The organism is Acinetobacter sp. V2, from assembly GCF_001188385.1.
GTDB lineage: Bacteria > Pseudomonadota > Gammaproteobacteria > Pseudomonadales > Moraxellaceae > Acinetobacter > Acinetobacter oleivorans.
Genome location: NZ_JZFB01000002.1, coordinates 268,046 through 280,586, shown reverse-complemented (window position 1 = coordinate 280,586; position 12,541 = coordinate 268,046). Strand labels below are relative to the sequence as shown.

Below are 12,541 nucleotides of genomic sequence, written 5' to 3'. Positions count from 1 at the left end.
CCCAGCCACGAATAGCTCCTTCACTAATTGCAAGATCAGGATTTGGAATGAGCTTTTCAGAACTAAAATGACTACGTGTACCTAAGCCATCACAAACAGGGCAGGCACCGAATGGGTTGTTAAATGAAAATAAACGTGGCTCAAGCTCTGCGACTGCACGATCACACTCAGGGCATGAATGCTTCGCAGAAAAAACGCGATCAGGATGTTCGCCATTCATCCATGACAAAACGGCAATATCACCACCTAAACGTAGTGCAGTTTCAAATGATTCTGCAATACGGTTACCTAAGTCTTCACGCACTTTAAAGCGGTCAACCACAACTTCGATGGTATGCTTTTTCTTTTTGTCGAGTTCGGGTGGCGTATCAATATCAATGATTTCACCATCAACACGGGCACGAACAAAACCTTGGCCTTGTAGTTGCTCGAACAGGTTACTGTATTCACCTTTACGCTCACGAACGACAGGGGCAAGCAACATGAGTGCTGTGCCTTCTTCAAGTGTTTTTACCGCATCGACCATTTCAGAAATAGTTTGCGCAACCATCGGCAAGTCGTGTTCAGGGCAGTAAGGCGTACCGACACGTGCATAAAGCAAACGCAAATAGTCATAAATTTCGGTAATCGTACCTACCGTTGAACGTGGGTTATGACTCGTAGATTTTTGCTCAATGGCAATCGCTGGAGATAGACCTTCAATCGAATCGACTTCAGGCTTTTCCATTTGCGATAAAAATTGGCGAGCATAGGCCGAAAGCGATTCGACGTAACGGCGTTGTCCTTCGGCGTACAGGGTATCGAAGGCAAGAGAAGATTTTCCTGAACCTGATAACCCCGTAATTACCACAAACTTATCGCGTGGAATATCGAGAGACACATTTTTTAAATTATGGGTACGTGCGCCTCGAATACGGATATGACTTTGGCTCATAAAACATCTCAATTATGTATTAATGAAAATTTAGGTGTTGTTTTGATTAGCACAGGGAGATGTGGCTATTTATAAACAACAGACCCTATATATGATAACGATTTAAAATTGTTCAAGTGGTACAAAATGATTTAAAGCGACAAATTGTGACGGTTAAACGACAATCGACAAAATTTGTTTAAATAAGCAGGTTGTATTTTTAACATTCCTTTCTTTTGATTTCTACTTCTTAGCAAATTTTATTGAGCAACATAATTTTACTAGACGACTGGTCTAATAGTGGAGTATGGTGTCTGCATGAAACGATTAAATAAAAGCGAAACCACGCGACAACATATTTTGGATACGAGCTTTGAGCTGGTATTACACAAAGGATTTGTCGGTGTTGGTTTGCAAGAAATTTTAAAGACTTGTGACGTACCCAAAGGTTCGTTCTATCACTACTTTGCTTCGAAAGAGGCATTTGGTTGTGCCTTGCTAGAGCAATACATGGCCAAGTATAAAGTTCGTATGGAACAACTTTGGCAGCACAGTGAACAAAGTGCTCATGCCCGTTTAATGGCGTTGTGGCAGGCGTGGATTGATGATCCCGTATATGGCAGCTGGGCTGAAAACTGCTTGATTGTGAAATTGGCGGCAGAGGTTTCTGATTTGTCGGAAGATATGCGCCAAATTCTCAATGACGGTGTGTACAAATTAACGCAGCGTCTGGCTTTGCTACTCAAAGAAGGACAACAAGAAGGGTCAATTCCAAAACATATTGATCCTTTGAAAACTGCGCAAGTCATGTATCAGTTATGGTTGGGTGCCGCTTTACTCACAAAATTGTCGCAAGACAAAGCACATCTACATCTAGCTTTAGAAACGACCCAACAACTCTTAAAACCGATAGAGGAATAAAGAATGCGAAGTATTATCCATGGTAATTTTGGCGAACCTGTAGACGTTTTAGAGCAGGCGGATATGCCAAAGCCAGAACCAAAAGCAGGCGAAGTGCGTATTAAAACTATCATGTCTCCAATTCATAATCATGATGTATGGACAGTACGTGGAAGCTATGGCTACAAGCCGACCTTACCTGCGATTGGTGGTAGTGAGGCCGTTGGTATTATTGATGCGTTGGGCGAAGGCGTTACTCATGTACAGGTAGGGCAACGTATCGCAGTTGCATCTGTGCATGGCAGTTGGGCTGAATATTTTATTGCGCCAGCGCAAGGGCTTATTCCACTCAATAATGAAATTGATGATGAAACAGCAGCACAACTGATTGGTATGCCAATTAGTGCTCTCATGCTATTGGACTTTGTAAATGTTCAACCGGGTCAATGGCTCATTCAAAACACGGCGAATGGTGCAGTAGGTAAAACAGTTGCGATGATTGCGCAGGCACGTGGCTTACCTGTAATTAATTTAGTTCGTCGTACTGATGCGATTGCAGAGATGCAAGCATTAGGTATTCAACATGTTATTGCGACTGATCAACTAAACTGGAAAGAGCAAGTTAAACAGATTCACGGTGATCAACCGCTGATTGCTGGTGTGGACTCAATTGGTGGCAGCGCAAGTGGGGAAATGCTGAATTTACTCAGTGAAAATAGTCTATTGGTTTCGTTTGGCAGTATGACTGGTGAAACCATGCAGATTTCATCGGGCGATTTGATTTTCAAACAAGCGACAGTAAAAGGTTTTTGGGCGAGTGTAGTCAACAAAGAAATGCCAGCAGCTCGTAAAAAGGAACTGATTGTTGAGTTATTAACGTTAGCAACTCAGAAAAAATTAATCCTACCTGTAGAAGGTGTATTTAGTTTTGATGAGATTAAAACAGCTGCCCAAAGAGCAACACAAGGTGCTCGCCAAGGCAAAGTATTGTTAAAGCCGTAACACACTAAAAGATCAGTCGAGAGACTGATCTTTTTTCATATCTTTAAAATAAAAAGGAAAACTATATGATCGGACAAATATTCATTGCGCTTATTGCCATATTACATGTCTATATTTTAGTGCTAGAGATGTTTTTGTGGGACAAGCCTTATGGCATGAAAGCATTTGGAAATAATGCCGAAAAAGCAAAACTCACTAAAGTGATGGCACAAAACCAAGGTCTTTATAATGGTTTTTTAGCGGCGGGGTTATTCTGGTCTTTATTGGCTGATGCACCGTTTGCGACATCAATCGCTAATTTCTTTTTAGGCTGTGTACTCATTGCAGGTATCTATGGTGGTCTGACTGCCAGTAAAAAGATTATTTATATTCAGGCAGTTCCAGCATTGATTGCTTTAGTCGCTGTTAATTTTCTTTAAAAAGCGCAAAATACAGCGTTTTGAAATGGAAATGATCAGGTAGGATCAGTGTATGTGGGCGTTATTTTTAAAATGTATGTTGGGGGCTGGGGTTGTCCTCATTATTTCGATTTTATCGAAAAGTAAGGCATTTTATATTGCTGGTTTAGTCCCGCTTTTTCCTACCTTTGCTTTGATTGCTCATGTGATTGTCTATCAGCAAAAAGGAGCCGAAGCATTACAAAAAACGGCTCTGTTTGGTCTATGGTCACTTATTCCTTATGCCATTTATTTAGTTGCTGTTTATGTGCTGGCAACACGGGTGTCGATGTGGTCTTGTCTAGGATTAGCAACTCTATGTTGGGTCGTGGCTGCGGCAGGTTTAATTTATGGCTGGCAGCTATTTCAACATTAAAAGATTAAGAGAAATCCCTTAATCTTTTAAATTGAACTATTTTTATGAATGCTCAACAACACGGGTTTTGAGCATACCTTCAACTAAATTAATCATCTTTTGGCGAGAAAGAATTCGGGGCAATTGAGACGTCAAATAGTTGCTACATCCCACCACAACTGTTGCTTTATTCTTATCTAATGCTTTAACCGTTGCAGACACAACGTCTTCAACTGTAGAGCTTTTCATACCACTCGTATCGGCATTTGCGACCTGAGTAAAATTGGTTTCAGTATTGCCTGGGCAAACTGCCAGAAATTTAACTCCTGAAGAGCTGTATTCTCCTGCAAGCGCTTCAGTAAACTGCAATACGTACGATTTACTAGCACCATAAACAGCAATATAGGGTAACGGCTGGAACGCACCTGTCGATGAAATATTAATCATGATGCCTTTTTTATTAGCAAGCATATGGGGCAAAAATAAATAACATAAAGACGTTACGCTGCTGATATTAAGCGTGATCATTTCTTGATAGGTAGATACAGATTGATCTAGAAATTTAGTCCATTTTCCAAATCCTGCGTTGTTAATTAAAATCTCTACCGTTAATTTTCTAGCTTGCACTTCATCAAATAAGCTTTGAGCTGAATTGGGTTGAGCTAAATCTAAAACGATCACCTCAACATTCACGTTATATTTTTTTCTGAGTTCATCGGCTAAATCATTTAATTTCTGTTCAGAACGTGCTGTTAAAATTAAATGAATTCCTAAAGATGCAAATTCTTGAGCATAGGCTTTGCCTATTCCTGAAGATGCGCCTGTAATTAATGCTGTTGAATTTTTAAATAAAGAAAGATGAGCACTCATTTTATTGGTCCGTAATAAAAGAAGTCATTACGATAAACCTTGTCCCTAAGGGCAGAGTCAAGCACTCATTTTGAAAGCTATTTGCAGATTTGAGCCAGCTGTTTTAGGCAGAAATCTTATTGGTAATATAAGTCTGAATAATCTCATCTTCCAGTTCTTTTAAATCTTCTTGTAAACGGTTTAACGCTTTTTTTTGCTCAATAATTTGTTGATTCTTTTTTTGAATAAGTTGCTGTGCAATTTCTACAGGAAAGCGATTATTTTTATATTTTAAAGCTGAGAGGTCATAAAGCTCAGAAAGGCTAAACCCAACAGCTTGTGCAAGGCGGATCATCTTAACGGATTTGACATCAATCTCTTCATAAATACGATAATTGCCTTTTCTTTTTGCGACTGGTAGCAAGCCTAATTTCTCGTAATGCCGAATGGCTTTAGGAGTTGCTCCAGTTAAAGATGCTAATTCGCCGATATACATATTTATCTCGCATTTTATTAAAAACGGTCAGCTTATTGAACCATCTGACCGATTCTTTTGAAGTTTTAAATATGGTCTAAACCTAGCCATTGTCTTTGATGGTAGGCACTATCCCAAAATAACCACTCAAGTTTTGCACCCATGGTGTACGCGGCATGCATTTTTTCTAATGTGTCTGCATCACAACGTGCGGCAACTTTGTCTACTGTGGCAATCACATTACGAACAGCGGTATGGAACTCTTCGCCAGCATAGGTATCAATCCATGCTTGGTAAGGGTTATTAGGAATTGATTTACTTACAATATCTTTACCGACTTCGGCATAAATCCAGAAGCAAGGTAAAAGGGCAGCGAGTACAACAGGGTAGCTCTCTGACCAAGCCGTTGCTGTTAAAAATGAAGTGTAATGATGGCCTGCCAAGGTCAAAGGCGTATTTTTAAATTCTTCTTTGGTTACCCCAAAGTTTTTCATGAAGTCATCATGTAAGCTGCGTTCAACCACAATTGCAATTTTAGCGGCATCTGAAAATTGCATAATATCGTCAGCCTCGAATGCCTTTGCTGCCGCAACAGCAAGCACACGACCATAGGCCACTAAATATTGGGCGTCTTGAATCACATAATGACAAAAAGCTTCTTTATCTAAAGTACCGTTAGCAAGTTCCTGATTAAAAGGCAGGTCGAGAATTTTTTGATATAAATTTAAATTACGTTGCCAGAGTTCTTGAGAAAAAAGCATAAAATCATTCCATTTAAAATAAGACAGCTGAACCGGATTTTAAATCAATTTTAAAATACAAAAATAATAATGATAGATATATCGCAAGAAAATATTTAATACGATTAATAAGTTAATTAAATATTATAAATTTCTTTATTAAACAGAGAGATAAAGTAACGGGAATAACGGCACAAAACAACATCGTTTTGTGGTTAATTATCGATATAATAGCCGCGGTTTTAAGAAAGATTAAATTTAGTTCTTGGTATAGGTCTGATCCATGAAGCATTTCCGATTTTCGATATTTTTTACGGTGGTGTGTTTAGCACTATCCGCGTATTGGGGTTTTACCCATGGACCTGAAGCTGGCGTGTCTACCATGCTTAAAGCTTTAACAATTACAGCGATTTTAGCGGTAATGGAGGTCTCTTTATCTTTTGACAATGCTGTCGTAAATGCATCGGTTCTACGTAATTGGGATCCGTTCTGGAAAATGATCTTTTTAACGGTAGGTATTTTAATCGCCGTTTTTGGTATGCGTTTGATTTTCCCTGTCGTGATTGTTGCTGTAACCGCTGATATGGGTGTTATTGAAGTGGCAAAATTGGCACTCAATGATCCGAAAACTTATTCTGAGCGCTTAATGGCGCACCACGCTGAAATTTCAGCTTTTGGTGGAACATTCTTATTATTGGTTTTCTTAAACTTCTTCTTTGATGATGAAAAAGAAACCCATTGGTTTAGATGGCTTGAATCTAAACTTTCAAGTTTAGCTAGCGTACCTGCAATGTCTGTTTTTATTGCTTTGATCGCTTTAATTGTGATGGCAGGTTATGTAGATGACCATCAACGTTTAGCAGTGACCATGGCTGGTATTTGGGGCATTGTGGTTTACATTGGCGTTGAAGTATTAAGTCATTTGTTAGGTGGTGAGCCTGAAATTGATGAAAATGGTAATGCTGTATTACAAGATGGCTCGGGTGCTGCGTCTGGTGTGGTTAAAGCTGGTTTAGGTGGTTTCTTATATCTTGAAGTATTAGATGCATCATTCAGTTTTGACGGTGTGATCGGTGCTTTTGCAATTACCAGCGACGTTGTTGTGATTATGTTAGGTCTTGCAATCGGTGCTATTTTTGTCCGTTCAATGACTGTTTATCTTGTTGAAAAAGGCACGCTAGATGCTTACGTGTTCTTAGAACATGGTGCGCATTACGCAATTGGTGCTTTAGCATTCATTATGATTGCAAGTGGCACAGGCGTACATGTACCTGAAGTTGTGACAGGTTTAATTGGTGTAGCGTTTATTGTGTGGGCTGTTATTGCTTCAATTCAATATTCGAAGCGCGAGCAACAGTCGCCTTAAGCTAATTTTCAGTAAAGTTCGATAGAATAAAGAGGCTGAATGCCTCTTTATTTTTTTAAGCTGAAATCGTTAATTTAAATAAGGTGTCCCGTATTTTTAGAAACGAATCGGCTTATAATTTGCCTAGTTTGATAAACGTGTATTGATATGATGAATGCTTTGGAACGTCGCTCAACTTTTGCCTTAAGTAGTATTTTTGCGCTACGCATGTTGGGTTTGTTCATGATTATTCCTGTCTTTTCTGTAGTCGGGCAGTCATATCAATATGCAACTCCAGCACTCATTGGTTTGGCTGTAGGTGTCTATGGGTTAAGTCAGGCTATTTTACAAATTCCTTTTAGCTTACTGGCTGACCGTTTTAGTCGTAAACCTCTCGTGGTGCTTGGCTTATTGCTGTTTGCAATTGGGGGTGCAATTGCCGGTTTATCTGACACGATTTATGGTGTGATTATTGGCCGCGCCATAGCAGGTGCGGGTGCAGTTTCAGCAGTCGTGATGGCGCTTTTAGCTGATGTGACGCGCGAAGAACAACGTACTAAAGCCATGGCCGCGATGGGCATGAGTATTGGTCTGTCTTTTGTGGTGGCGTTTAGTCTGGGACCTTGGCTCACAAGTCTTGTCGGCATTTCTGGTTTATTCTTTGTCACGACCATTATGGGTTTAATCGCGATTTTGATGTTATTACTGGTACCTAAAGTAACTCGTCATCATCGTAATTATCAGCAAGGCTACATAGCGCAGCTTAAGCAAGTCATTCAAATGGGTGATTTAAACCGTTTACACGTTTCGGTTTTTGCATTGCATTTATTGCTTACAGCCATGTTTATTTATGTGCCTTCACAGCTTATCGAGTTTGCCCATATTCCTTTAGCTAGTCATGGTTTGGTGTATCTACCGTTATTAGTTATTAGTCTGTTTTTTGCATTTCCAAGCATTATCGTGGCTGAAAAATATCGCAAAATGCGAGGCATTTTCTTAACGGCAATTACAGGCATTATTGCAGGTTTGCTGCTGCTTATATTTGGTTATCAATCAAAATATGTATTACTCGCAGGTCTAGGTATTTTCTTCATTGCCTTTAATGTGATGGAAGCATTATTGCCATCTTGGTTATCAAAATGTGCGCCAATTCAATCAAAAGCAACTGCTATGGGTGTAAATGCCAGTAGCCAGTTTTTAGGTGCTTTTTTCGGCGGCACACTAGGTGGTCAATTATTGATGTTACATAATACTGCGATTGGATGGAGTGTCTTAACAGGGATTGCTATAATATGGTTGCTAATTAGTTTTGGTTTAGCTCAGCCGCGGTATTTGTCATCAATTGTGTTGCCATTACCGCAAGTGCAACAGGTGAATGAGTGGACCACACAGCTATTGGCAATTCGTGGTATAGAAGAAGTTGTGGTGATGCCTGACCAGCAAGTTGCTTATATTAAAGTCGATAAACAGACTCTTGATGAGGCTGCGCGACGTGATTTAACGCAGTTGTTCGGTAAAGAGGTAGCCATTTAAGCATAACTCTTATAAAGTAAAACATAGAAATGAATAGGATGAAGACAGCTAATGCGTGGTGTAAATAAGGTTATTTTGGTTGGTACTTTGGGTCGTGATCCTGAAACAAAAACTTTTCCAAATGGGGGCTCGCTGACTCAATTTTCAATCGCAACAAGTGAAGCTTGGACCGATAAAACTTCAGGTGAGCGTAAAGAACAAACTGAATGGCACCGTATTGTTTTGCATAACCGTTTAGGTGAAATTGCTCAGCAGTTCCTACGTAAAGGTTCTAAGGTTTATATTGAAGGTTCATTACGTACGCGTCAGTGGACTGATCAAAATGGCCAAGAGCGCTATACAACAGAAATTCGTGGCGAACAGATGCAAATGTTAGATGGTCGTCAACAAGGTGAACAAGGTTTCGCTGGCGGTAATGATTTCAACCAACCACGTTTTAATGCACCTCAACAAGGTGGTAATGGTTATCAAAATAATAACAACCAAGGTGGCGGCTACGGCCAAAACAATGGCGGTGGTTATGGTGGCCAAGGTGGTTTCGGTAATGGTGGCAACAGCCCACAAGGTGGTGGTTTCGCTCCTAAAGCGCCACAACAACCTGCGTCTGCACCAGCTGATTTAGACGACGATTTACCGTTCTAATCAAAAGTTTAAAAAAAGGCGAGTTTATCTCGCCTTTTTTATTACTCAATTCCGAACAAACGTATCAGAGCCGTGCCAGCCGCTGCTAAGCAAATTACCAATAAAAGCGGTACTTTTTTCCAAACCAAGAGAAGTGCTAGCCCAACGCCGAATATACGCGCGAAACCTGCGAAATCTTGGCCTTCAAAAAATGTCGTCGTGACCGCAATCGCACAGAGCAAAACAGTTGCGCCATTTGACAGTAAAACTTGGTATTTTTCAGAAAAAGTAAACTTGGCGCCTAAGTGAAAACCAGCAAAACGAATCCCATATGTTCCAAGTGCTAGCAAGCCTATTCCTAAAATAATGAGTAATTGTTGATTCATTTTTTTCTATCCCATATCAAGCCAAAAAGTGAAATCAGAATTGGAAGTCCTGAGGCCAAAAATGGTGTGGTAATCAGTGCCAAAGTTGATCCGGCAAATGCCGCTTTTCGAGTAGATTTGTTTTTTAAAGCATTAAAAGTAAGTGCAATTAAAATGGCAGGGAAAATGGCATCTAGACCAAATGTTTTTGGGTCTGGAATAGCGCTTCCAATAAAATAACCAGCCGTGACACCAAGTGGCCAAGTCAGCATGATGCCTATACCACACAACCAGTAAGCGGCTTTTTTTGTTTCGAAATCGGGCTGTGCCATGCCAAACAAAACGCTTTCATCGTTCATGATATGAACCCCGAAATATCGAGAGAATTTACCTCTGATTAATTCATTGACCGCAATCCCAAAAGGCAAATGTCTTAAATTAACGAGTAGACCTGCAATCGCAGCAGCAATTGGGCTACCACCAACTGCCAAGAAGCCAATAAAAATAAATTCGGCAGTTCCTGCGAGTACAAATACAGATAGGCAAAGCGGGATCCAGAGCGCTAAGCCATAACTTGCGGCGAGTGAACCTAAAGACATACCAACAACACTGGTTGCTAGACAGACAAAGAAAATCGAGCGGGTGGTGTCTTTACTAAGTTTCTTAATGAGAGCGTATGTGGACATAGTATGATATAACGAACGATTTTCCATTATAATGAATAAGTCTGATTGTTTTGTCAAAACGAACGATCGTTTTTTTTATAGAACGGATGTGGTGAATGTCTCAGCCAATTGAAATTATTGCCAAAGGTTTAAATCGTGAACGTCAAAGAGCAGGGCTTTCTTTGGCAGAAGTTGCCCGTCGTGCTGGCGTTGCAAAGTCTACACTTTCACAATTAGAAGCAGGGCAAGGGAACCCAAGCATTGAAACCTTATGGGCACTTTGTGTGGCATTAAATATTCCATTTGCACGTTTGATGGAAGAACCGAGCAATCAGGTACAAGTCATTCGCTGTGGCGATGGTCCAACAGTGAGCTCAGAGATTGCTAATTACAAAGCAATTTTGCTAGCGACTTGTCCACCGCATGCACGCCGTGATGTGTATTTATTGATTGTTGAGCCGGGAGAAGACCGTCTTTCAGAACCACATCCAGTTGGTTCTGTGGAACACATTATTGTGGTCGACGGTAAAGCTTTAGTGGGCTTAATTGATGAAGCTGTTGAGCTCGGTGTCGGAGATTATATTTGTTACCCTGCCGACCAGAAACATATCTTTAGAGCCTTAGAAACAGGTACAAAAGCATTATTAATCTCTGAACAAAACTAAAGAATTCCAATCTTATTAAAGTAAAAATTAATTATTTTTATAATAAAAACTTAAAAGCATTTACCAGCATTTCAGACAAAAAGAGCCAATTTTGCGTATAAATTTTGCAATTGGCTCTCTCTTTTATTCCAAAAATGGCTCTCGTTTCTTGACTGCCGAAACGACAAATTAAAGCCATTGGAAGTATGCATACGGAAGCGCCGGATAAGCTCAGTGATTTTTCTGTTTTAGGAATTGGGCAGAACGGCTAAATTTTTAGGGGATATTTTTTGGCTTCGGAGGATTTCCGAGACTAGCCGATATCCTCCATATATTAAGGAAAATGATATGGCAGCTCATCAAAATGGTTCTGAAGCCAATCACTCCCAAAGTTTAAAACATGGACTCAAATCACGCCACTTAACGATGATCTCTATTGCAGGAGTAATTGGTGGCTCTTTATTCGTAGGCTCGGGCAGTATTATTTACAATACGGGACCTGTAGTTTTTCTAACTTACGCGTTAGGTGGTTTACTCGTTTGGTTCATCATGCGTATGTTAGGCGAGATGGCCGTTTTAAACCCTGATAGTGGCTCTTTTTCAACTTATGCTGACCGTGCGATTGGCCGTTGGGCAGGTTTCTCAATTGGCTGGTTGTATTGGTGTACGCTCGCAATGCTCATGGGGTGGGAAGCCTATGTGGCAGGTAAAATTTTAAATAATTGGTTCCCATTTATACCGATCTGGGCCTATATGGTTGTCGTGATTGGTGCCTTAGTCGTAGTCAATTTACAAAACGTGAAAAACTATGGCGAGTTTGAGTTCTGGTTTGCACTCATCAAAGTCATTGCGATTGTTATCTTCTTGGTGATTGGTAGTTTAGCCATCATGCATTTGTGGCCTTGGGGCAATCCGGCTGCTTCTGGTATTAGTAATTTAACCTCTCAAGGCTTTATGCCTAATGGAGGGTCATCCGTTATCACAGCCTTACTTGGGGTTATGTTTGCTTATATTGGCGCTGAAATTGTCACTGTAGCGGCAGCAGAATCGGCAAATCCATCTAAAGAAATTCGTAAAGCATCGAACTCGGTGGTTTGGCGAATTATTTTATTCTATGTAGGTTCAATGTTTGTTGCGGTATGTTTGATTCCTCACAACAATGAACTTTTGAAAGATTCAACTTGGGGAACTTATAGCGTGACTTTGTCAGCCCTCGGGATTCCAGGTGCACGTCATATCGTAAATTTTGTAGTTCTCACGTCGGTATGTAGTTGCTTTAACTCAGCACTTTATACGTGTTCACGTATGCTGTTTTCTTTAGCTAAACGTGGCGATGCACCGAAAAGTTTTGGGTCTGTAAACAGTAAAAGCAGTCCGTGGGTCGGTGTGATTGTGTCATGTTTCTTCTCTGTGATTGCCGTCGTTTTAACTGCAACTAAGAGTATGGATGTTTACGACTTTTTCATGCTAACAACAGGTGCTGCAACACTGTATGTGTACCTGACAATTGCTTATTCTCAGCTTCGTATGCGTAAAAAGTTGGAAGCTGAAGGCGTGAAAATTGACTTTAAAATGTGGATGTTCCCTTATTTAACCTATGTGGTGATCTTTGCAATTATTGGTGCAATTCTGACTATGTTAATTGAAGGTACATATTTTAAAGAAGTGATTTACACCACCGCATTGTTCGGCATTAT

General features: G+C 40.2%; 14 protein-coding genes and 1 pseudogene. 9 read left to right on the top strand and 6 right to left on the bottom strand.

All coding sequences use genetic code 11. From position 1 onward, the window contains the following. Positions 1-934 (bottom strand): annotated as a pseudogene (locus tag UC75_RS21045) (excinuclease ABC subunit UvrA); the annotation flags it as partial. A gap of 297 nt (positions 935-1,231) precedes the next feature. Between UC75_RS21045 and UC75_RS10155 the strand changes: the two are divergent. The 4 genes from UC75_RS10155 (at position 1,232) to UC75_RS10140 (ending at position 3,628) form a co-directional block, all read left to right on the top strand. Further along, positions 1,232-1,834 carry a TetR/AcrR family transcriptional regulator gene (locus tag UC75_RS10155; protein ID WP_049837511.1) on the top strand — a complete coding sequence of 201 codons (603 nt, stop codon included), beginning with the start codon at positions 1,232-1,234 and terminating at the stop codon, positions 1,832-1,834. Positions 1,835-1,837: 3 nt separating this feature from the next. After that, positions 1,838-2,815, top strand: a complete 978-nt coding sequence (locus UC75_RS10150; protein WP_049837510.1) for a zinc-binding dehydrogenase — start codon at positions 1,838-1,840, stop codon at positions 2,813-2,815. Positions 2,816-2,880: 65 nt separating this feature from the next. Next, positions 2,881-3,234: a DUF1304 domain-containing protein gene (locus UC75_RS10145; protein WP_002053763.1), complete on the top strand. Its 354-nt coding sequence runs from the start codon at positions 2,881-2,883 to the stop codon at positions 3,232-3,234. A 52-nt stretch (positions 3,235-3,286) separates the two neighbouring features. Further along, positions 3,287-3,628: a GlpM family protein gene (locus UC75_RS10140; RefSeq protein ID WP_049837509.1), complete on the top strand. Its 342-nt coding sequence runs from the start codon at positions 3,287-3,289 to the stop codon at positions 3,626-3,628. A gap of 42 nt (positions 3,629-3,670) precedes the next feature. Here UC75_RS10140 and UC75_RS10135 read toward each other — a convergent pair whose 3' ends face one another. From UC75_RS10135 to tenA, 3 genes are all read right to left on the bottom strand, one after another. Continuing rightward, entirely contained in the window at positions 3,671-4,477 is an 807-nt protein-coding gene (locus UC75_RS10135; protein ID WP_049837508.1) for an SDR family NAD(P)-dependent oxidoreductase, read from the bottom strand. A 103-nt stretch (positions 4,478-4,580) separates the two neighbouring features. Further along, on the bottom strand, positions 4,581-4,952 hold the full coding sequence (locus UC75_RS10130) for a MerR family transcriptional regulator (RefSeq protein ID WP_049837507.1): 372 nt from the start codon (positions 4,950-4,952) through the stop codon (positions 4,581-4,583). A 65-nt stretch (positions 4,953-5,017) separates the two neighbouring features. After that, a complete protein-coding gene (gene tenA / locus UC75_RS10125; protein ID WP_049837506.1) occupies positions 5,018-5,692 on the bottom strand; it encodes a thiaminase II in 675 nt (224 codons plus the stop codon). A gap of 262 nt (positions 5,693-5,954) precedes the next feature. Between tenA and UC75_RS10120 the strand changes: the two genes are divergently transcribed. The 3 genes from UC75_RS10120 to ssb all read left to right on the top strand — a co-directional run bounded on the left by UC75_RS10120 (position 5,955) and on the right by ssb (position 9,191). Beyond that, complete coding sequence (locus UC75_RS10120; protein ID WP_005300706.1) at positions 5,955-7,037, top strand: DUF475 domain-containing protein; 1,083 nt, start codon at positions 5,955-5,957, stop codon at positions 7,035-7,037. 147 nt (positions 7,038-7,184) lie between these two features. Next, on the top strand, positions 7,185-8,549 hold the full coding sequence (locus UC75_RS10115; RefSeq protein WP_005300707.1) for an MFS transporter: 1,365 nt from the start codon (positions 7,185-7,187) through the stop codon (positions 8,547-8,549). Between the two features lie 51 nt (positions 8,550-8,600). Next, positions 8,601-9,191: a single-stranded DNA-binding protein gene (gene ssb, locus UC75_RS10110; protein ID WP_005300710.1), complete on the top strand. Its 591-nt coding sequence runs from the start codon at positions 8,601-8,603 to the stop codon at positions 9,189-9,191. Positions 9,192-9,232: 41 nt separating this feature from the next. Here ssb and UC75_RS10105 read toward each other — a convergent pair whose 3' ends face one another. Together UC75_RS10105 and UC75_RS10100 are read right to left on the bottom strand one after the other, a co-directional pair. Next, entirely contained in the window at positions 9,233-9,556 is a 324-nt protein-coding gene (locus UC75_RS10105; protein WP_049837505.1) for an AzlD domain-containing protein, read from the bottom strand. Then, positions 9,553-10,248 carry an AzlC family ABC transporter permease gene (locus tag UC75_RS10100; RefSeq protein ID WP_049837504.1) on the bottom strand — a complete coding sequence of 232 codons (696 nt, stop codon included), beginning with the start codon at positions 10,246-10,248 and terminating at the stop codon, positions 9,553-9,555. The genes UC75_RS10105 and UC75_RS10100 overlap by 4 nt, the downstream gene beginning before the upstream one ends. 68 nt (positions 10,249-10,316) lie before the next feature. Between UC75_RS10100 and UC75_RS10095 the strand changes: the two genes are divergently transcribed. Continuing rightward, positions 10,317-10,865, top strand: coding sequence for a helix-turn-helix domain-containing protein (locus UC75_RS10095; RefSeq protein ID WP_049837503.1), 549 nt, complete (start codon positions 10,317-10,319; stop codon positions 10,863-10,865). Positions 10,866-11,192: 327 nt separating this feature from the next. Beyond that, the coding region (locus UC75_RS10090; protein WP_228137257.1) for an amino acid permease at positions 11,193-12,541 on the top strand (1,349 nt) is incomplete at its 3' end.